This is a genomic window from Clostridioides sp. GD02367 (genome assembly GCF_045900275.1).
In the GTDB taxonomy this organism is placed as follows: Bacteria; Bacillota; Clostridia; order Peptostreptococcales; family Peptostreptococcaceae; genus Clostridioides; species Clostridioides difficile_A.
Map to the genome: position 1 here is coordinate 163,478 of NZ_JBJODK010000008.1, position 20,629 is coordinate 184,106.

Consider the following 20,629-nt stretch of genomic DNA (forward strand, 5'->3'; position numbering starts at 1 on the left):
TATAAAGTTGAAAATACATAGGTTTTTAGTTTTATAATTTTAAGATATCTGTTGTAATATTTATAATTTAATCATATGATAAACTATTTTAGCAGTATCATACAATTCATCTATATTTACGTATTCATTAACTGTGTGAACATCATACATACCTAGACTCAATATAGCACAGTTGTATCCAAGATTAGCTAATATATTTGCATCACTTCCACCACCAATTACCATTGGATTTGGAACAACACCAACTTGTCTTATTGCTTCTTCACTCAATTTGAATACATGACTATCTCTACTAAGTTCAAAACTAGGATAAGACATATTATGCTCAAAAGTATAAGTAGTATTAAATTTAGATGCAGCATCTTTGCAACACTTCTCCATATGATTAAGTTCATACTCTAAAGTTTCAGGTATATGAGACCTAATTTCAGCAGTCAATGTAACCTTGTCAGTTACTATATTTGTAGCTCCACCACCTTCTATCTTACCTATGTTTGAAGTAGTTAATGAATCTATTCTGCCTATATGCATATTACTTATTGCATGAGAAGCTACCAATATAGCATTTATGCCTTTTTCAGGCTCTATACCAGCATGTGCTTTCTTACCATAAAAAGAGATTTTTATAGATTGCTGAGCAGGAGCTTTATATGCTATCGAACCAATAGCTCCACCAGAATCTAAAATCACCATATCTTTACAAGGTAAGTTGTCAGGATTAAAGTTTTTAACACCATGCATACCAGCTTCCTCACAGATTGTAAAACAAAGATAAATATCTCTATGTGGGATTTTTTCTGTAATAACATGTTCTAATGCTTCAAGTATAGCAGCTATTCCAGCCTTATCATCTGCACCAAGTGTAGTAGTACCATCACTTCTAACTATGTTACCATCTAGTACAGGCTTTACACCTAAACAAGGTTGAACTTGGTCCATATGTGCACATAAACAAAGAGGTCTACTTCCTTCTTCACCTTTTATATAGGCAATAACATTTCCTGTATTACCACCATATTTTTCACCAGCATCATCTATAATGGCATCTATATTTCTTTCTTTTAAGTAGTTTACAAGCCATTTAGACATTTCTAATTCTTGATTAGAGGGACTATCAATTTTAACCATATCCATAAAATTATTTATAAGTCTATTTTTATCTAACATAAATTTTTCTCCTTTTAGAAAGATTTAATTAAATTACATACTATATGAAGGTAGTATTCCAGGTCCTAATGGAATATTAAATACCATAAATAATATCAATAATATAGTCCATACTATTAAGAATGAGATTGAGTATGGTAACATGTTAGCTATTACAGTACCCATACCAGCATCTTTATCATATTTTCTCGTAAATGCTAATATAATAGGGAAGTATGGGAATAATGGACTAAGTGGATTTGTTATACAATCACCTATACGATAAGCCATTTGAGTAAGCGCTGGATTGTATCCAACCATCATAAACATTGGTACAAATATAGGTGCAAGGATAGCCCATTTTGCAGATGCACTACCTATAAATAAATTTATAAAACAAGATAAGATAATAAATCCTATCAATAATAAAGGTCCATTTATTCCTGCTGATTTTAAAAATTCTCCACCTTTTACAGCTAGTATTAAACCTAAATTACTATTTGTAAACAACTGTAAAAATTGTGAAGCTGCAAATGCTAGTATTATATATCCACCCATATCACTCATTGCACCAGCCATTATAGAGACAACGTCCTTGTCCTTTTTTATCTTACCTATAGTTTTTCCATATACAACACCAGGTATAAAAAATGCTAATGCTATTATAGGTACCATACCTTTCATAAGAGGAGCATTGTTTGATAGTAAGTCTCCTGTTTCTGGGTCAGCTAAGAATGGTTTTTTACCAATTACACTAAGAGCTATTATGATTGCTGCATATATTAATATACTTATACCAGCCCTTTTAAGACCTTTTTTTTCTGCATCATTAAGACTACCATCAACATCTAATTCTGCATTTCCTTCATACTTACCAAATCTAGGCGCTACAATCTTTTCCGTTACCCATGTTGCTAACAGTATTAAAACAAAAGTTGATGCTATCATAAAGAATAAGTTCATTGTTGCATTAGCTTGAAATCCAGAGTCAATCATTTGGGCTGCTGGAACTGTAAAGCTTGCAGCAAGTATATCATTGACACTTATCATAATATTTGCAGCAAATCCTAGACAGACTGCGGCATACCCAGAAAATAAACCTATAAGAGGATGTCTACCAACACCAAGGTATACAAGTGCAGCTAGTGGTGGAAATAGTATTGTACCTGCATCTGATGCAATATTGGCAAGCATACCTATAGTCATTACAACAAGAGTTACTTTTGTTTCAGGAATCTTGCTTACTGATGCTTTGATTGTTGCTGTCATAAGTCCAGTTTTATCACATACACCAGCACCTATCATAGTTACTAAAACTAGTCCTAAAGGAGCAAATCCTTGAAAATTACTAACTATATTTCCTAGAAGAATTTGAAGCTGTTCTACAGTCAATAGATTTACAGCTTTTATGGTTTCTCCTGTACCAGGATGAACTACTGATATACCCATAGAGCCAACTATACTAGATAGTATAAGTAAAAGTACACATAGTCCTAAAAATATTGTAACTGGGTCTGGTAGTTTATTACCAACAGTTTCTATCCTGTTTAATGTTCTGTCAAAAAAATTTTTCTTCTTAACTACGTTATCATTCATAATATCCCTCCCTAATAATTAAAAAATAAGTATTGTGGTCAAATTTATAATTAAAATTATGATTGTCGATTTAAGACGTGTCCACAATATGTCCTAAAAAAAGTATAAAATAAACTTTTAACTATGTCAATGTAATTTTCTGAATTTTCTGTATGAGTAGTGTTAATTAAATATGATTTAAGTAAATTAATGACGAATTATATCTAATGTATTTGAATAACATATACACTTTAAATTTAATTTTAAAATAAAATTTTAGAAAAAGCTAGTGGAAGATTAAGTTATTAAAGTAATAATCTAATAAAATGTTAAGCTTTTAGAATGCTTAGAGTGTAGATTTGATTCAAAATCGAAAAGAAAAAATCAATTATTAGTTTTTTATAATATATATATAATATAAAAATTATCTATACCGATAATTTATGTAAATTAGTAATATAAATTTCTAGAGATGTATGTATATCTTTCTAGAGTGGTGCTTTTTAATGACTTTTATATATTGAAATGATATAATATATCCGAGTAATAAGTAAAGGAATATTAAATTAAAATTAAGATATTTGTAGGTTTATCTAAAATATATGTTAATATTAGCATCTTTTTATAGAAAGTCTAATGGGAATATAAACCATTTATAATTATAAATTCTTAGAGAAATCCTTTAAACTATAAAAAATACTGTAGTTAAATCACTTTTTAAATTAATCAGAAATAGAAGATTTCATTTATAAGAGTATTGTATTTGTACTATAGAAGTATTAAATGATTCATAAGCAAGTATAGGTGATGCATAAGGAGGATATGATGCTAGAGACACTATTAAGAAATTTTAGAGCAAAGAAGATGGATTTGTATCAGTCTGAAATTAGAATTAGAAATTACCATAGTTTGAATGGCCTATCACTAGTAGGGCTTACTATTTCAACTATGGTTCTTATATTTGGATTGACTTTATCAGAAGTAGTTACTTTTAATACAGAATTTTTTCTTATATTTGGATATTTTCTTATTCTTCATATCCTTTGTAAATTTTATTTAAAAGAACACACTAAATATATAACATGTATTTTTTATGGAGTATTAACGCCAGTTATGATAATGGGTATTTTAATGGGAACTTTTTTAGATAAAACAGAACCTTCAATTACAATCATGGTATTCATATGTGTACTTCCTCTATTCATATTAGATAAACCTTGGAGAATCATTCTTTATATAACAATAATTTCTATAGTTTATGGTATCTGTTGTTTTATAGCAAAGGATATAGATATGTTTATGGCAGACCTAGTCGATTTAGTTACATTTTATTTTTTATCTGTTGGTGTTAATTTCTTTATTTTAAATGACCGTATTGAAAGTGTAGAAAACTATATTAAGTATCGAGAAAAATCGGAAATTGATTTATTGACAGGTATATATAATCGAGGTTCTGGAGTCGAGATGATTGAAAAACTCATGTCTAAACAAAAATATGGTGCTTTTATTCTTATTGATATAGATGATTTTAAGTATATTAATGATTCTTATGGTCATATAGTAGGAGACTATTATCTAAAAGCTGTAGCTGAAAATATAAGAAATGTGTTTTATGATAGTATTGCATTAAGATTAGGTGGTGATGAGTTTGCTATCTATTCTGTAGAATTAACTGATGAAGAGAAGTGTAGGATACGATTTGAAAAATTATTTGAAGTGTTAAATGATATGGAAGATTTATCAAAGGATAACTATGCATTTCATATCAGTTTAGGATGCTCTATTTGTGATGAAAATATTATCAATTTTGAAGAGTTGTATAGTAAAGCAGACGAAGCCCTTTATTCAGCAAAGGAAGCTGGAAAAGGATGCTATCGTATAAATTAGTTAGATTCTACTATATTCTATTCAAAGTGTGGAAAAAATCTATGGATATCATTTGAATTGTGTAGAGGATATAAAGTTATCTTATATATATAGTGCAGATTCTGTTCTAATTTGCTACATTCAAATGGTTTTCCATGTCCAGGATAAATCATCTTGGGTTTTGTATTTATAATTGTTTCCCAAGATTGAGCAAATTCCATTTTATTTTCTGCAAATATGGTGATTTTATGAATACTTGGAAATCCATTCATTGCAGAATCTCCACAAAATAAAGTCCCATTATTAAGTAGTAGGGAAATTGAATCAGAAGTATGTCCTGGTGTTTCTATGATTTTTCCATTTAATTCTTTTTCAATTTCTTTTAGATTATTGTCAGAGATAAGAATACATCTTTTTTCAAACTCTTGCTTTAGTGTAGGAAAACAATGTCCATCTTTTCCAAATAGTTTCATAATTTGACAAAAGAGAAAAGCGGTACGACTTGTGCATCCACCAATAAAAGAGTTTTGCCCTTTATATAGAGCTTTTAAAGCTTTATCATGCATGACAATTTTTGTATTAGGAGATTCTTCTAAAATCTGATTTATAAAACCTGCATGGTCATCATGGGCATGAGTTAGAAATATGTATCTAATGTCTTTGATTTTTATGTTGGATTTGAATATTTGTTTTTTGAAATGTTTAAAACCATTTTCATATCCAGTATCAATCAAGACAAAACCGTCTTGAATAGGGTATAACCAATTATTTACAATTAGGTTTCCTGCATTAAATATTTTTTCAAACATTTTTTCACCACCTTAAATTAAAATAGAAATTTGTATAGTTAGAAAGAATATATCATACTTATATTTATACTTCAACAGAGTCTTAAAAGTTTTAAAGTGAGTAGCACCAGTAAATATTTATATTATCTACAGATGCTACTTTTTGTGAGCTTTGTAGGGCTAGCACTAATTCTTTATAGGATTAGCAACCTATAAGATGAAATAATAACTATAGTGTAAAGTTGTTACTTTTCAAGATATGCTTTTAGGGCAAGCCCAATAAATTTTGATGCCCCATCTCCATATTTCTTATCATTAATTTCAATAAATGTAGGATTTGATATATAATTTTCAGACGTAATAGACCAATAGTTATCTCCCATATCAATACCATTATTAATTTTATTAGTAAAGGAAATTAGTTCTCCAACTAATTCTTGAATATCCAAAGATGTAACATCTTTACTTAGATTCTCTGTAAGTTTTTTTGTAATATCATCACTTTTTTTTATAAGGTTAAATACTTCTGCTTGGTCAATAGTAGAGCCATTAGATATAAAATTTTGAAGATTACTTTCCATAGCTTTTGTGTATTTTTCGATACTTCCATACTGTTTAGTTGCCATATCAGCTATTTTGTTTTCATTAGACTTCATTTCTGAAATCATTTCATCAAAGTTTTCAACACTTCCAAATTGCTTGATAATTCCATCAGTATGAGTTTCTTTGAACTCAGTTAATATACGAAAATATTCATCCATATTAAAATCTTTAAAATCCATACATTTTTCTCCTTTTATAAGTTTATCAAGTAACTCTAATAGAGCATTTAATCTATCCCTTTTTATTTGAATTAGTTCTCGTTGATTCTCAAATGTAGTAATCATATCAAATTTAGGATTTTCCATGATTACTTTAATTTCTTTTAATGTAAAATCAAGTTCTTTGAAAAATAGAATTTGTTGTAAAACTTCTAATGCTTTTTCATCATATAATCTATATCCAGCGCTCGTTATTTCTGTGGGTTTAAATAAATCAATTTCGTCATAAAACTGTAGAGTACGTACACTAATACCAGTTATCGAAGAAACCTGTTTTACTGTCATCATTTTAATTCACCTTCTTTCATACTCTGGTAATTGAGACCTAGCTAATATTATATTTGCAAGAAATAGTATTTACTTATTAACTCTATCCCTAACTACCACTGTATACTATCACTATACGTGAGGGTCAATCTCTTTGTTATATTTTTTCTAAATAATATTAGGGATTTTACTAAGAATAATATGTTTTATTTTGGTTGTGATTTATGCTATGTATTTTATTGGAAAAGTAAAAGATTGGTAATAAGGTATTCTAAAAATAAAGAGAAATGTAAGAAAAGATGGTATAGCTTTTAAGGCATATACCATCTTTTGTACTATAAAAATATACTTATAAAGTTTTATCGTGTTTTTCTAAAAATGTTAGATATTCTTCTTTAGTCATAACTGGAGTAAAGGCATCTAATATGTTTTTAGCATCTTTAGCATTATCAAAAAGAAGGTCTACAACTGTAAGTGCCATTGCTTTTGCAGGGATTATGTAAGCCAAATCTTCATCAACTATTTCAAAATCTCTTGTATGAAGAGCACCTTTTACACCGCCAATCATAGGATGAAGAGTAGGCATTATATGAGATACATCACCAAAATCAAAAGAACCTGTAAAGTCTCCACCATCAACAACTTTTCCCTCTAGACCTAAATCTTCAAGATTATTTTTAAATAAATTATCAAGATTTTTGTATCGTAATATTGGTAAGTAGCCAGGGATTTCAGTTATTTCGACCTCAGCTCCAACTGCCATTCCACCAGCCATTAAGGCTTTATTTATCCTTGAATTAGCATCAATCATACCGTTTATAGTTCTAGCTCTTACATATGATTCCATATGGACATCAGCAGGAACAACATTTACTATATCTCCACCTTTTGTGATGATAGGGTGGAATCTAACTCTTTCAGATTCTTTAAACGTCTCTCTAAGTGCGTTTACGTTGTTTATAGCAAGCATTGCTGCATTTAAAGCATTTATACCATCATGTGGAGCAGAACCAGCATGAGATTCTTTACCTATAAATTTAACTTTTTTTCCAACAAATCCATTACTCTCAGGACCTACTAAAGCTTTATCTTCCCCTAAGTCAGAAGAGTGAAACATCATAGATATGTCTATATCATCAAAATAACCTCTTTTTATTAACTCTTGTTTTCCACCAAAGTAAGTTATCTTTCCTTCTTTTTTTAATTGTTCTCTATATTCTAACTCAATAAATTCTTCAGCTGGAGTAGCCATGAAAGATATTTTACCATCTAGATGTTCTAAAACACCACTTTTTACTAGACCAACAGCTGCGCCTAACATTCCAGCTATTTGAATATTGTGTCCACAAGTATGAGAAGCACCTATTTCATTAGCATCTTTATGTTCTTTACATGATATGCCATCCAATTCTCCAAGTATAGATATATGAGGGCCTTTTTTATTAGTATTTGCATCTGCCTTACATCCTGTTACGGCTATATTTTTTTCTACAGATAAGTTTAATTCTTGTTCAAAGAAGTTTGAAACAGCTTCTGTAGTTTTAAATTCTTTATATCCATACTCTGGATTTTTATATATTCCTTGACCTATTTTTAATATTTTTTCTCTATTTTCATCTATAGTTTTTATTACTAGAGATTTTAATTGTTCTTTATTCATAATAAATTCCTCCTATATTTTACCTTGAATACTTAAAACTATATGAGCTATACTCGCACATGCAAAGAATATAGTTGTGAAAACAATAAGTGATATTATAACTATTTTCCATGACATCTCTTTTAAAGATTCTATTTTATTTCCAACAGAAATTCCTGCAAAAGCTAGTAGTGGAGTAGTTATAGCCATAAAGTTAATATTATTAGTATTTGTTAAGAATACTTCAGATGTTGGGCTATATGGCATACTAAGTAAAAGACCTATTATAGTTGCAAATCCAAAAGCTGGAAATATCGATTTAGGAAATAAATCCTTTACAATCATAGCAGCCATAGCAGCTAATATTAACATAACCATTCCAGGAAGAGCTGTAACTATAGATGTACCCACGCTAATTCTTTGTCCTATAAGAATTATAACTCCAATGACAGACATAACCAATAATTGAAATGAACTTTTCTTCAAATTTAAATTAGCAAACATTTATTAGCACTCTCCTTCTGTTGTTTCAATTTCTTTAGTTTTTTTATTTCTAGAAAATTTAGGTTCTAAAATTTTATACATAAAATTAGTAAATGGTAAGGATACAAAAACTAAGAATATAATTCCTGTTATACTAGACATCATATTGCTTGTTGCTGCATAGGCAAGTATTGTATCTGCCATTTCAGGTGGAACCATAGTAGATAATGAACCAGCAGCGGCAGTCATCATACTTCCACTACCAACACCACAAGCCATTCCCAAAGCATATGGATGAAGACCACTATAAATAGAGACCGAACCTAGTACACTAAAGTATATAGTACCAAGAACTGTACCCATTAAATATGTGCCAAGTACACCACTACCTTCTGGAGAATTTATTCCATATTTCTCAGATATAACTCCTAAAGAAGGTTCACGGCTGATACTTGCAGTAGCTCCAACAGCTTCTCTTTTCATACCAAACATTAATGCAAGAGGTAATGCAACGATTGGTGCAAGTATATGACCAAATTCTTGAGCTATGAATGCTGGTCCAGCTTGAATTATCTTATCAATGTTTGGACCAACTGTAGTACCGTACTTTATACCAAGCATTACTAGTGCAATTCCAACAACTTCTCCAGCAATATTTATTTCTTTTTCTCCAATGACTTTTTTAAGTGCTTTAATTTTTTTCCCTAATAAATCTGGTGTTATTATAAGTCCAATTATAACTGCGTAGAGCATAGGAAATAGTACTATAGAAGCTTTTCCAATAGCTATAGTTCTTTGCCCTATAAATTCGCATATTACTACTAATATTAAGCAAGTTAAAAATACTTGAATAAAATGTTTTTTATTACTTTCCATGATTTCCTCCCCAAAAAGAATAAGTATTTTACTTATTTAAAATAAAAAATACATTTTCTTAGATATAATACGTTTTCCTGTATATTATAAAAAATACCATTTTAAATAAGTTTCAGAAATGTCATTAACATGTCCTTAAATAAGGATAAAACAAAAATTTAACATTGTCAACGAAAAAAATGTAAAATATTACATATTTTTCAATATATTGTAATATTATTCATTCCTAAAAAATTATTTAAATATTGTAGGAATAATAGATAAAAAGCTTTAAAATAAATAATATAAAACTAAGAAAGAGTAAATTGAAATTTTAAAATGGATGAATAAAAGTATTTTAAGATTTGAGTAAATATAAGACTTAAAGTAACTATTAAAAGTTAGTACAACTAACTTAGATTAAATAATAATGATTCTAGTAGGTGGTAGTAAATGAAAATCAATAGATTAACAGAAATAATAGTAATACTTTTAAATAAGAAACTGGTAACTGCCAAAGAGTTGGCAGAGAGGTTTGAAGTTTCTACAAGAACTATATATAGAGATATAGAAACTCTATCTATGTCAGGAGTACCAGTATATATGACAAAAGGTAAGGGGGGCGGGATATCTTTAATAGAAGAATACTCTATAGATAAGACCATATTATCAAATGAAGATAAAGAGAGTTTGATAGTGGCGCTCAAAACCTTACAAGCAACAAAGTATCCAGAAATAAATTCAGTAGTAAATAAAATTGGTTCAATATTTGGAGAGCAGAACTTTGCAAATTGGATTGAAATAGATTTTACTGAATGGGGAAGTAATTTTAATGAAGATGACAAATTTACAAAAATAAAAGAAGCTATTTTAAGGCGTAATGCCATAAATTTTAATTATGTAAATAGCATGTCAAGTCAAACAAATAGAACTGTCGAACCTATGAAACTTATGTATAAGAGTAAGACTTGGTATTTATATGGATTTTGTAGATTAAAGGACGATTTTAGGATATTTAGAATTAGTAGAATAAAAAACTTAGTTGTGAAAGAAGAAGTGTTTTCAAGAAAGATAATAGAAGATGTATGTTTTGATGATTCTAAGGTGATTAAGGAAAATACTGTAACCCTGAAATTGAGATTTAAAGAGAAGATGCTTTTTAGAGTGTTTGATGATTTTAATAAAGATTTAATAACTAAAAACAAAGATAATACATATGATGTAATCGCTGAATTTCCTATTGGTGAGTGGATTTATGGTTATATTTTATCTTTTGGAGATAGTGTTGAAATACTTGAACCTAAAGAGGTTAGAGATAATGTAATAATTAGATTGAAAGGGTTATCTAAAATTTACTCATTATAATACTTTGATTAAAAGAATCATTTGAAATTTATTAATTGCAAAATATTTCACTAAGTCTAATTATATTAAAAATATGACATAAAGGTGTCGTATATTATAAGTTATAATTTAATTAAATAAATTTAATATTAAAATAGATTAATAAAAACAAAGTGAGGTATAAAGTATGGATTATGAAATAGTAAACATAAGTGAGAAAATAGTTGTAGGAATATCAAAAGAAACTACAAATCAAGATGGACAAGCAGTAAAAGATATAGGTGAGTCATGGAAGAGATTTATGGGAAAAGGTATATATAATTCTATAAAAGGTAAAAAGAATGAAAAGACAATAGGCTTATATACAGATTATCAAGGCGATTTTACAAATCCATATAACTTTGTTGCGTGTTGTGAAGTAAATAGTGATGCTGATAAAGATATCAATTTAGATGAATTAAATACTAATAATACTGTGGAAGAAATTGTTATAAGTAAAGTTATACCAGCAGGTAAGTATGCAAAATTTATTGTAGTAGGAGATATTCACAAAGCGATAGGAGATTTCTGGGCTGAATTTTGGCAAATGGATTTTGATAGAAATTATATAAGTGATTTTGAAGAATACCAAGGTAATACCTATGATTCTGATAAACATGAAATTCATATTTACATAGGAATAAACTAGATTTGCATTATATTGAGTATATGTAATTTTTTATTGACATATGTCAGATGGAGGGGTATTATAAATTGGTAAATGTTAGAGGCAAGACAATAGAGTGTTTGAAAATTTTATAGTTTTCATACATGAACTATAAAGGGGGATTTTCCTATGTTTGAATGTGCATTTATTTATGTTGCTAAAGGTCTTAATGCTGAGAAGCAAAGAGCAGTTATTCCATCTGATACAATAAATATGAATGTTATTGGTGTGGAAAATTATGATGAAGCAGAAGTTGTAGCCAAAGAAATGGTAGAAAAGGGATGTACAGCTATTGAACTATGTGCTGGTTTTGGTAACGAGGGTATTTACAGAATTAAAAAAGTTGTTGGACCAAACGTTGCTGTGGGTGCAGTGAAATTCGATTTCCATCCAGCTTTTGGTTTTAAGAGTGGAGACGAAATATTCTAATAATCAGTGCCTTTATATGAATAAAGATACATGGAGTAAATTAGAATGTTTGCATGATATTTTATTGAAAGTTGCTGATTGTAATAAATATGTTGAAGAATCAATATGTTTATTACAGTCAGTTTTATTGTTAATAACTATAAGCAGTAAGTCTATAAAAGATTTACTGCTTTTTTAGTACTTAAAAATATCAGTATTGATTTGAATCGTTGCTAATGATGTTAGGAAAATTGTAAATAAACACTTGTAAATATCATGATTTAAATTGTAACTTTCAACGTGAAAAAGAAAAAAATTGTAAGTACAGACTATAATAACATTTTTGAATTTATGAATAAACAATTAAAAAAATTATAGAAAAATAATGTATAAAGCTAAACACAATTTAATCGATAATACATATATAGAAATACAATTAAGTAATTAAATAACCATTTCTTGGATGTTAAGCAAGTTAGAAATTATATAGTAAAGAAGCAAATAAACCTGTAATTTAATATTTTAAGTAGCATGAGAAGCATTTTTCGTTTTTTATAGATTACAACTTTAGCAGATTATAAAAATAAATCTACAAAAATAATTTTAATGAATCTGAAAAAAAAATTTTATATGAATATAAAAAAACATAAGGTTATTCTATCTTTATTTGATTACTTCTGACAACTTTTTATGTTTTGTACAATTATATTTTTATTAACTCGTCAAAATGCCAAACATATATTACAATATATATATAAGTTTTTTAATTGACAAATTGTGTTAATATAATTGAATATAATATGGCATAAATAATTACTTTTATTTATCAATGAAATGTATTTATTATGTAGCGAAAAATAGTCAGATAGTATAGACAATATTTGAAATAAAAGCATTTATTGTTGTACATATGGAGGAGTTAGTTTTATGGAAAATAAAATTTTGATAGTAGATGATGCTATTTTTATGAGAATGATGATTAAAGAAGCTCTGAGTAAAAGTGGCTATGGAAATTTAGTAGAAGCAAATGATGGAGAAGAAGCTTGTAATATATTTAAAGATGAAAAGCCTGATTTGATGTTACTTGACATTACAATGCCAAAAAAAGATGGTTTAGAGGTGTTGAAAGAAATAAAAAAGTTAGATTCAAATGCTAAGGTGGTGATGTGTTCTGCAATAGGACAAGAAAATATGATTGTAGAAGCTATAAAACTAGGAGCGTTAGACTTTATAGTGAAGCCCTTTAAAACAGATACATTAATCAAAGTTGTGCAAAATGCTTTAAAGTAAAAATGTAAATACACACTGATATAGTGAAAGGTACATAAATGAAATAATTAAAGGGAGGGGTTTATATTATAAATTATTTAGAACTTGATGATGCTCATATAGATGCTCTTAGAGAAATTGGTAATATAGGCTCTGGGAATGCAATCACTGCACTTGCATCCATGATAAATAGTAATATAGAAGTATTAATACCAATGGTAAATATACTTGAATATAATGAAGCAACAAATTTGCTTGGTGGTCCAGAAAATAAAGTAGTATGTATTTTACTAGATATGAAAGGCGATATTAATGGAATGTTTATGTTTTTGTTGGATGAATCAATCACCCAACTTATGTTAAATTCTCTTTTTAATAAAGAAGAGTCGGTTTTGGATGAGATTGAAGGTATTGAAATTTCAGCAATTAAAGAAATAGGAAATATTATGGCAAGTTCATATGTAAATGCTATGGCATCTATGTTAGATATGACCATAAGTATTTCAGTTCCAGATATGTGTATAGATATGGTTGGAGCTGTCCTAAATGTACCTATGATAAGGTTTTCAGATGTTGGTGACCAAATTTTATTTATAGAAAATAAGTTCAAAATGAGTGATAATTATTTTACTAGTCACATATTGATGATTCCAGAAATGAGCTCACTTAAAGAAATATTGGTGAGATTGGGATTAAAAGTATGAATAGAGAGATAGTAGTAAACATTGCAGATATGAAGATAGCCTGTAAACCAAATGTTTTGGTTACATATGCACTTGGTTCTTGTGTAGGAGTATGCTTGATAGATAAAATAGCAGGAATTGGTGGAATGTTACATGTTATGTTGCCATATAGTAAAGATGCTATTAACATTGAAAATAAATACAAATTTGCAGACACAGGAATAAATGAGCTTATTAAATCTATGGAACATATAGGTGCAAACAGAATGTATATAAAAGCAAAAATTGCTGGTGGAGCTCAAATGTTTTTAGGAAACAGCAATTCATCGATTGCAAGCATAGGGCATAGAAATGTTGAAGCAGTAAAAAAAACACTCTTAGGATTACATATTCCAATAGTAGCAGAAGACACAGGTATGAATTATGGACGAACAATACGTTTTTGCACTGAAACAGGCGAATTGATTGTAGATTCAATAAATAAAGGTAAAAAGAAAATATAATGTAGATTTTATAGAGAGTAGATTTTAGAGGGGAGGAATTAAATGAGATTTCCAGATGACCCATATTTAGATTATAGGCTAGCTGATGAGGGAATTAAATATCTAAAATTTAAAGTAGATGAACAAGACTTCGGTGTTGAGATTGAAAAGGTCGTAGAAATTGTTGGAAATCAAGAAATTATATTTATTCCAGAACTCCCAACATATTCTAAAGGTATAATAAATTTAAGAGGTAAAATTATTCCAATAATAGATATGCGTTTGAGACTTAAAAAAAATGATTTAATAGTTGCTAACTGCATGTATATAATAGTAGTCGAAGTAAAGGATTTATCAGTAGGATTTATAGTTGATAAAGTTGATGAGATAATAAGCTTAGAAGAAAGTCAAATTTCTCCACCACCAAGAGTTACTTTTGAGTATTCAGATTATTTTGTAAGTGGTATTGGAGAAATAGAGAGTAAAATAATTACCTTACTAGATTTAGAGAAACTTTTGACAGATAAAGAAGAAATTTTAATAGATGAAGTAGTTAATAAATATAATTGCACTATCATATAGCACAGGGATATAATTAGAATGTTATTATAAAGAGATTGTAATGGGAACATTTGGGGATGTAGTGGTATAATTATTGAGTATAAGAAATTTAAATTACTAGAATTTTAATATATTATGTTTAAGAGAGGTTCGTATATGGAAAATAAGCAACAAGGAACAATTTTAGTCGTTGATGATAGTGTCCTAATGTGTGATTTAATAGATAAAACACTTACAAAAGATAATTTTAAGGTGAAAAAAGCATTTAATGCAATAGAAGCAAAAGAGTTTATTGAAGAATATATACCAGATATTATTTTACTTGATATAATTTTACCAGACAACTCTGGATTTGATTTTTGTAAGGAAGTAAAATCTAATTTTCGCACAGCAGATATACCTATAATATTTATAACTTCAAAAAATGCAGATACGGATATAGTAAAGGGATTTGGTGTAGGTGCAATAGATTATATGGTGAAGCCTTTTAGTATGACAGAATTAAAAGCTCGTATTATGGCTCATCTTGAAGTAAAGAAATCTCAAGATAAATTAAAAAAGATAAATAATGAGCTGGAGTCTTCTCTTGAAAAATTGAATAGACTCGTTGTGAGAGATTATCTTACAGGTCTTTATAATAGAAGACATATAATTAATCAACTTATGGAACAAAGAAGAATTAATAAGTATAATGAGGCGACAATATCTCTTATTCTAGGCGATATTGATGATTTCAAAGTTATTAATGATACTTATGGTCACGAAGCAGGTGATTTTGTATTGACAGTAATATCAAGTATAATAAAAAAGAATTGTAGACAGGTTGATACTGTATCAAGATGGGGTGGAGAAGAGTTTTTGATAATGCTTACAAATACTTCAATGGAAGGTGCTAAAATTCTTTCAGAAAGAATTCGCAAAGAAATAAAAGACTTTGAGTTTAACTATAAAGAAAACAAAATAAGATGCACTATTACATTAGGAGTAGTAGAAGTAAACTCAAATATATCATTAGAAGAAAACATATCCTTAGCAGATAAAGCGATGTATGAGGGCAAAAACTTAGGAAAAGATTGTAGCGTAGTAAGTACAATGAAAGGATTAAAAAGGATATAAATTAATATCTTAATAAACTTACTTTATAAAGGAGTAGAGGTATGAAAAGAGAAGTAAAGCTTTCTAAATTAGCAATTGTATTGCTGATTATTATAGTAATGGCTGTTCTAGCAGGCATTTTTTCTTCAATTTCATCTTATAAAGCATTTGAGAAAGTGGAAAAAAGCATTAATGATATGAATAATTTGAGAACTCAAAGCCAGTATATAAAAGATACGACAAGAGAAGTAAGTGATGTATTAAGAAGATATGTCTTTACGGGTGATAAAAAAGATAAAGATACTTATGAAAAAGAGTTGTATGGAAAAACAAGAGAGTCAGCTTTAAATAAATTAGAAAGAATTGGTCTTACAAAAAGTGAATCAAATAAAATCTTAGAAGCAAAAGAAATATCTGATTCTTTGGTGCCAAGAGAACAAAGTGCTATAAAAGCAGTTGAAAATAATGATAAGAGCTTGGCACAGAGTATAATTTTTGGCAGTGAATATATAAACTCTCAAGAAAGAATGGATTCTTTAATAAATGAATTTCAAGAGAATATAGCTAATCGTTCAAATGCTGAAATTATAGAAGTTAAAAAAGAATTACAAAGCTTAATATTGAGAACAATATTTATACTTTCTCTACTAATAATACTGACAATAATAGAATATACAGTAATAAAATTAAAAATAGTAATTCCTATTAATAAAGTAGAAAAACACTTTTCAAGAATTGCATCTGGAGACTTAAGAACAAGTATAGATGTTGAAGAAAGTAAATCTGAAATAGGGATGTTGGTTGGTTCTGTTAAAAAGATGCAAAGTATGCTTTTAAATTATATAGACCTTATAGATAGTACATTAACTAGTATTGCAAAAGGAGATTTAAGAGTAGAGATAGACCAAGAATTTATAGGAGATTTTGAATCAATCAAAACATCATTAGAAAGTATAATAAACTCTTTTAATAGTGATTTTTCTGAAATAAATTTATCGGCAGAACAAGTTGCAAGTGCATCAGAACAAGTAGCAGCAGGTGCTCAAGCTCTTTCACAAGGGGCTACAGAACAAGCAAGTTCAGTGGAAGAATTAGCTTCTACAATTAATGAAATATCAGATGGAATTAAGAAGTGTGCAGATAGTGCTAGTCTTGCATGTGAAGTGTCTGACCAATCAGCACAACAAGTTAGTTTTGGAAGCAGATGTATGGATGATATGATGACTTCAATGGGTGAAATAAGTGAAAAATCCAGTGAAATATCAAAAATAATCAAAACAATAGATGAGATAGCTTTTCAAACCAATATTCTTGCATTAAATGCAGCTGTTGAAGCAGCAAGAGCAGGTCAATATGGTAGAGGATTCGCAGTTGTAGCAGATGAGGTTAGGTCTTTAGCTGGTAAAAGTGCAAAAGCAGCTCAAAATACTGCAATTCTTATAGAAGAGGCCATTAAGACAGTAGAAAATGGTGTTAAAATTGCCAAAGAGACTGCAAAGGCTTTGGATTTAGTGGTGAATGGTGTAGAAAAAACTACTGATTATATTAATGGAATTTCTTCATCTGTACATAGCCAAGAAATAGCAATTACACAGATTTTATCTGGAATAGAGCAAATTTCTATAGTAGTCCAAATGAACTCAGCAACAGCAGAGGAAAGTGCAGCAGCCTCAGAAGAGATGTCAGCTCAAGCACAAATTTTAAAAGAATTAGTAGAAAAATTTCATCTAAAGGAAAATGAGATAAAAGAATCATCATGGATTTAAATTATAAGATGTTATAGATAGTGTAAAATTATAACGTAAAATAGAAAATTATTTGTAGGCCGTAGGTGATAAATATGAATTATATTGAGCCGAGTATGAGACCAATGTTAGATATGTTTATATTTGAGACAAGTCTATTACTTGAACAGTTAGATGAAATTATGATTCAAATAGAAAAAGAAAAAGTGTTTAGTTACAGCAATATCAATGAAACATTTAGAATAATGCATACAATAAAGGGTTCAGCTTCTATGATGGGATTAGACAACATAGCTGCTTTAGCACATAGTGTAGAAGATTTATTTTATGTCATACGTGAAGAAAAGATAGAAGTTTTAGATAATGACTTTTTATTTGACTTGGTTTTTCAAGCTTTGGATTTTATAAGATGTGATATAGGTAAGTTGCAGTCAGGAGATTGCATATCTTCTGATTACTCTAACTTTATAGAAATAATCAAAGATTATGTAGGTACTTTGGAGTTATCAACTTCTATGGAATCAAAAAATAACACAAGCTTAGAAAGCACAGATGATAAAGAAATAATAGATTCAGTTTTTTCATACAAAGAAAATTCTGATATAGTAAAAATAATCTTTGAGCAAGATTGTATGATGGAAAATGTAAGAGCTTTTATGCTTATATTTGAACTTAGAGACTACTGTGAATTTATAAAATTTTATCCTAAAGATGTGGAAACAAATACAGAAGCAGCAGAATATATTAAAAAGGATGGGTTTTATATACAGTTTATTGCTAAAGATGACAAGAGTATAGTTTATAGAACTATACAAGATAATCTCTATGTAAAAGAATATATAAATATTAGTGAAGAAGAAGTAGAAGTAAAAAGAACGCAAGATAATGATGAAGTAGAAAATAAATTAAAAGACAATCAGGAAATAGGTATAGAATATCAAAATACTTATACAACAGAAGATGAACTACAAGAAAGTATTTTAAAAGAAAAGATAGATACAGAAAAATATAATCTAAATGACGAAAATGAGCATTTGCCAATAAATAAACAGAATATTATGAGTGTAAATTTAGAAAAATTAGATTTACTTCAAAATATAGTTGGAGAAATTGTAATTATGGAATCAATGGTTGTAAATAGTGTAAATTCTACAGGTGTTGATATAGACAATTTCAATAAAGCAACAAGACAATTGCATAAGCTTACAGATGAATTACAGGATATAGTAATGTCGATGCGTATGATTCAAATTTCTGGTGTATTTCAAAAGATGCATAGAATTGTACGAGATATGAATAAAAAATTAGATAAAAATGTAGAGCTAATAACCATAGGTTCAGAAACAGAAGTAGATAAAAATGTAATCGATAATTTAGCAGAGCCATTTATGCACCTTATAAGAAATGCTATGGACCATGCAATAGAACCTATTGAAGAGCGTATAGCAAAAGGCAAAGAAGAAGTGGGAAAGATAGTTCTATCTGCTGAAAACTTAGGTGGAGAAGCTGTAATAAGTATTGCAGATGATGGTAGAGGTCTTATGAAAGACAAGATTTTAGCAAAAGCCAAGGAGCAAGGTATACTCAAACATTCAAGCAATGAATATACTGATGATGAGGTCAATTCTTTGATTATGACTCCAGGATTTTCTACAAAAGAATCCATAACTGAGTTTTCTGGTAGGGGAGTAGGCATGGATATTGTCCGAAAAAGTATTGAAAAGGTTGGAGGTTCAATTGAAGTAAAAAGCAAACAAGATGAAGGAACAACATTTACTATAAAAATACCACTGACTCTTTCTATAGTAGAAGGTATGGAGTTTAAAGTTGGAGATTCGCTGTTTACTTTACCAATATCATCAATAAGGAGAACATTTAAACTTACAGATTTAAACCACATAGTTATGGAAGGTAATACAAGAGAGCTAATTATGATATATGGAGCATGTATTCCTATTATAAGGTTGCATAAAGTATATAATATTCAGACAGATGTAACTAACTTAATGCATGGGAATATGATAATTATTGAAAATGAGCAGAAAGCGGCATGTATTTTCGTTGATGAAATAATAGGAAATCAACAGGTTGTCGTAAAGCCATTTCCAGTTTATTTTAATAGATTCAATATGAAAAGCAATGGATTATCAGGATGTACAATACTTGGAGATGGAAGTATAAGCTTGATTATAGATGCAGATAACATTATGGAAATATATTAGGGGATTTAAAAGTATGTCTAAAGATGAAATTATTAAACAAGTATTAACATTTTATGTTAATGATGTTATTTATGGAATAGAATTAGAAAATGTGATTGAGACTATAAGATTTCAATCAATAACATGTGTACCATGTCTTCCAGAGTATATAATCGGAGTTATTAATTTACGTGGAAGGATAATACCTGTTATTAATATGCATATAAAATACAATCTTCCTGAGACTGATTATAATGAGAGAACATGTATAATAATTACAAAGGTTGATGAGTATCAAGTTGGAATTATTGTAGATAAAGTTGTCGATGTTATCCCTATAGAAAAGATAAATCTATTAGAGACAACTGATTCTAACAACATAAATACGAATAAAGATATAAAAGAAATTGCAAAAGTTGGAGATAATTCTATACTAATTTTAGATATTCGAAAGTTTTTGATTAACAACATGTAGTCAGTTTTGATAAAAAAATAGCTACGCACACTTGTGACTTTAGTCGTGAGTTAGTAGCTAAAATAGTCAGCATATAGGGAAACTTATATGTAGAGATAGGATATAACCTATCCAATACTACCTGAATTGCTGGAAACCCCTAAAGCTAACCAAACTAAAACATAAGGATGAAATAAACCTAAGTGTGAAAGTTACGAAAGTAGAAAAAATTGGTTAGATA

Annotated in this window: 20 protein-coding genes; 13 read left to right on the forward strand and 7 right to left on the reverse strand. The window is 28.7% G+C overall.

From position 1 onward, the window contains the following. Positions 1 to 60: 60 nt before the first annotated feature. On the reverse strand, positions 61 to 1,167 hold the full coding sequence (locus Q3223_RS12615) for a M20/M25/M40 family metallo-hydrolase (RefSeq protein WP_054269045.1): 1,107 nt from the start codon (positions 1,165 to 1,167) through the stop codon (positions 61 to 63). Between the two features lie 33 nt (positions 1,168 to 1,200). Beyond that, a complete protein-coding gene (locus tag Q3223_RS12620; RefSeq protein ID WP_054269046.1) occupies positions 1,201 to 2,742 on the reverse strand; it encodes an AbgT family transporter in 1,542 nt (513 codons plus the stop codon). An 804-nt stretch (positions 2,743 to 3,546) separates the two neighbouring features. Between Q3223_RS12620 and Q3223_RS12625 the strand changes: the two genes are divergently transcribed. Beyond that, complete coding sequence (locus Q3223_RS12625) at positions 3,547 to 4,608, forward strand: GGDEF domain-containing protein (protein ID WP_243194204.1); 1,062 nt, start codon at positions 3,547 to 3,549, stop codon at positions 4,606 to 4,608. 17 nt (positions 4,609 to 4,625) lie between these two features. On the opposite strand, the gene Q3223_RS12630 is transcribed toward Q3223_RS12625, so the two are convergent. From Q3223_RS12630 to Q3223_RS12650, 5 genes are all read right to left on the reverse strand, one after another. Further along, positions 4,626 to 5,396 (reverse strand): MBL fold metallo-hydrolase, encoded by a 771-nt coding sequence (locus Q3223_RS12630; RefSeq protein ID WP_407812068.1) that lies wholly within the window; start codon positions 5,394 to 5,396, stop codon positions 4,626 to 4,628. A gap of 224 nt (positions 5,397 to 5,620) precedes the next feature. Then, the gene (locus Q3223_RS12635; RefSeq protein ID WP_243194202.1) at positions 5,621 to 6,484 is read right to left on the reverse strand and encodes a MerR family transcriptional regulator; all 864 of its coding nucleotides are present in this window, start codon (positions 6,482 to 6,484) and stop codon (positions 5,621 to 5,623) included. Between the two features lie 328 nt (positions 6,485 to 6,812). Further along, positions 6,813 to 8,123, reverse strand: a complete 1,311-nt coding sequence (locus tag Q3223_RS12640) for an amidohydrolase (RefSeq protein WP_284181625.1) — start codon at positions 8,121 to 8,123, stop codon at positions 6,813 to 6,815. A 12-nt stretch (positions 8,124 to 8,135) separates the two neighbouring features. Next, on the reverse strand, positions 8,136 to 8,606 hold the full coding sequence (locus Q3223_RS12645) for a hypothetical protein (protein WP_074180019.1): 471 nt from the start codon (positions 8,604 to 8,606) through the stop codon (positions 8,136 to 8,138). Between the two features lie 3 nt (positions 8,607 to 8,609). Next, on the reverse strand, positions 8,610 to 9,461 hold the full coding sequence (locus Q3223_RS12650; RefSeq protein WP_054275822.1) for a DUF3100 domain-containing protein: 852 nt from the start codon (positions 9,459 to 9,461) through the stop codon (positions 8,610 to 8,612). A gap of 432 nt (positions 9,462 to 9,893) precedes the next feature. Between Q3223_RS12650 and Q3223_RS12655 the strand changes: the two genes are divergently transcribed. The 12 genes from Q3223_RS12655 (at position 9,894) to Q3223_RS12710 (ending at position 20,409) form a co-directional block, all read left to right on the forward strand. Beyond that, entirely contained in the window at positions 9,894 to 10,805 is a 912-nt protein-coding gene (locus Q3223_RS12655; RefSeq protein WP_223152750.1) for a YafY family protein, read from the forward strand. A 166-nt stretch (positions 10,806 to 10,971) separates the two neighbouring features. Next, positions 10,972 to 11,472 (forward strand): GyrI-like domain-containing protein, encoded by a 501-nt coding sequence (locus tag Q3223_RS12660; RefSeq protein WP_054269052.1) that lies wholly within the window; start codon positions 10,972 to 10,974, stop codon positions 11,470 to 11,472. Positions 11,473 to 11,619: 147 nt separating this feature from the next. Continuing rightward, positions 11,620 to 11,919, forward strand: a complete 300-nt coding sequence (locus Q3223_RS12665; protein WP_219673726.1) for a DUF6506 family protein — start codon at positions 11,620 to 11,622, stop codon at positions 11,917 to 11,919. A 16-nt stretch (positions 11,920 to 11,935) separates the two neighbouring features. Beyond that, the gene (locus Q3223_RS12670) at positions 11,936 to 12,097 is read left to right on the forward strand and encodes a hypothetical protein (RefSeq protein WP_153885234.1); all 162 of its coding nucleotides are present in this window, start codon (positions 11,936 to 11,938) and stop codon (positions 12,095 to 12,097) included. A gap of 728 nt (positions 12,098 to 12,825) precedes the next feature. Next, the gene (locus tag Q3223_RS12675; protein WP_223152748.1) at positions 12,826 to 13,188 is read left to right on the forward strand and encodes a response regulator; all 363 of its coding nucleotides are present in this window, start codon (positions 12,826 to 12,828) and stop codon (positions 13,186 to 13,188) included. 98 nt (positions 13,189 to 13,286) lie between these two features. After that, positions 13,287 to 13,871, forward strand: coding sequence for a chemotaxis protein CheC (locus tag Q3223_RS12680; protein ID WP_227832620.1), 585 nt, complete (start codon positions 13,287 to 13,289; stop codon positions 13,869 to 13,871). After that, positions 13,868 to 14,353 carry a chemotaxis protein CheD gene (locus tag Q3223_RS12685; protein ID WP_054269057.1) on the forward strand — a complete coding sequence of 162 codons (486 nt, stop codon included), beginning with the start codon at positions 13,868 to 13,870 and terminating at the stop codon, positions 14,351 to 14,353. The genes Q3223_RS12680 and Q3223_RS12685 overlap by 4 nt, the downstream gene beginning before the upstream one ends. A 42-nt stretch (positions 14,354 to 14,395) precedes the next feature. Next, the gene (locus Q3223_RS12690; protein ID WP_284181627.1) at positions 14,396 to 14,914 is read left to right on the forward strand and encodes a chemotaxis protein CheW; all 519 of its coding nucleotides are present in this window, start codon (positions 14,396 to 14,398) and stop codon (positions 14,912 to 14,914) included. Positions 14,915 to 15,049: 135 nt separating this feature from the next. Beyond that, the gene (locus Q3223_RS12695) at positions 15,050 to 16,009 is read left to right on the forward strand and encodes a diguanylate cyclase (protein WP_054269059.1); all 960 of its coding nucleotides are present in this window, start codon (positions 15,050 to 15,052) and stop codon (positions 16,007 to 16,009) included. Positions 16,010 to 16,050: 41 nt separating this feature from the next. Further along, positions 16,051 to 17,754 carry a methyl-accepting chemotaxis protein gene (locus Q3223_RS12700; RefSeq protein ID WP_054269060.1) on the forward strand — a complete coding sequence of 568 codons (1,704 nt, stop codon included), beginning with the start codon at positions 16,051 to 16,053 and terminating at the stop codon, positions 17,752 to 17,754. A gap of 74 nt (positions 17,755 to 17,828) precedes the next feature. Continuing rightward, entirely contained in the window at positions 17,829 to 19,955 is a 2,127-nt protein-coding gene (locus tag Q3223_RS12705) for a chemotaxis protein CheW (protein WP_407812069.1), read from the forward strand. Positions 19,956 to 19,968: 13 nt separating this feature from the next. Continuing rightward, entirely contained in the window at positions 19,969 to 20,409 is a 441-nt protein-coding gene (locus tag Q3223_RS12710; RefSeq protein WP_054275828.1) for a chemotaxis protein CheW, read from the forward strand. The last annotated feature ends 220 nt before the right edge of the window (positions 20,410 to 20,629 follow it).

Excerpts from the sequence above, each read along its gene's own strand:
- Q3223_RS12655 (WP_223152750.1), top strand. The coding sequence starts at position 9,894 with ATGAAAATCAATAGATTAACAGAAATAATAGTAATACTTTTAAATAAG.
- Q3223_RS12660 (WP_054269052.1), top strand. The coding sequence starts at position 10,972 with ATGGATTATGAAATAGTAAACATAAGTGAGAAAATAGTTGTAGGAATA.
- Q3223_RS12685 (WP_054269057.1), top strand. The coding sequence starts at position 13,868 with ATGAATAGAGAGATAGTAGTAAACATTGCAGATATGAAGATAGCCTGT.
- Q3223_RS12675 (WP_223152748.1), top strand. The coding sequence starts at position 12,826 with ATGGAAAATAAAATTTTGATAGTAGATGATGCTATTTTTATGAGAATG.
- Q3223_RS12705 (WP_407812069.1), top strand. The coding sequence starts at position 17,829 with ATGAATTATATTGAGCCGAGTATGAGACCAATGTTAGATATGTTTATA.
- Q3223_RS12615 (WP_054269045.1), bottom strand. The coding sequence starts at position 1,167 with ATGTTAGATAAAAATAGACTTATAAATAATTTTATGGATATGGTTAAA.
- Q3223_RS12695 (WP_054269059.1), top strand. The coding sequence starts at position 15,050 with ATGGAAAATAAGCAACAAGGAACAATTTTAGTCGTTGATGATAGTGTC.
- Q3223_RS12635 (WP_243194202.1), bottom strand. The coding sequence starts at position 6,484 with ATGATGACAGTAAAACAGGTTTCTTCGATAACTGGTATTAGTGTACGT.
- Q3223_RS12630 (WP_407812068.1), bottom strand. The coding sequence starts at position 5,396 with ATGTTTGAAAAAATATTTAATGCAGGAAACCTAATTGTAAATAATTGG.
- Q3223_RS12670 (WP_153885234.1), top strand. The coding sequence starts at position 11,936 with ATGAATAAAGATACATGGAGTAAATTAGAATGTTTGCATGATATTTTA.
- Q3223_RS12710 (WP_054275828.1), top strand. The coding sequence starts at position 19,969 with ATGTCTAAAGATGAAATTATTAAACAAGTATTAACATTTTATGTTAAT.
- Q3223_RS12620 (WP_054269046.1), bottom strand. The coding sequence starts at position 2,742 with ATGAATGATAACGTAGTTAAGAAGAAAAATTTTTTTGACAGAACATTA.
- Q3223_RS12625 (WP_243194204.1), top strand. The coding sequence starts at position 3,547 with ATGCTAGAGACACTATTAAGAAATTTTAGAGCAAAGAAGATGGATTTG.
- Q3223_RS12700 (WP_054269060.1), top strand. The coding sequence starts at position 16,051 with ATGAAAAGAGAAGTAAAGCTTTCTAAATTAGCAATTGTATTGCTGATT.
- Q3223_RS12640 (WP_284181625.1), bottom strand. The coding sequence starts at position 8,123 with ATGAATAAAGAACAATTAAAATCTCTAGTAATAAAAACTATAGATGAA.
- Q3223_RS12690 (WP_284181627.1), top strand. The coding sequence starts at position 14,396 with ATGAGATTTCCAGATGACCCATATTTAGATTATAGGCTAGCTGATGAG.
- Q3223_RS12645 (WP_074180019.1), bottom strand. The coding sequence starts at position 8,606 with ATGTTTGCTAATTTAAATTTGAAGAAAAGTTCATTTCAATTATTGGTT.
- Q3223_RS12665 (WP_219673726.1), top strand. The coding sequence starts at position 11,620 with ATGTTTGAATGTGCATTTATTTATGTTGCTAAAGGTCTTAATGCTGAG.
- Q3223_RS12650 (WP_054275822.1), bottom strand. The coding sequence starts at position 9,461 with ATGGAAAGTAATAAAAAACATTTTATTCAAGTATTTTTAACTTGCTTA.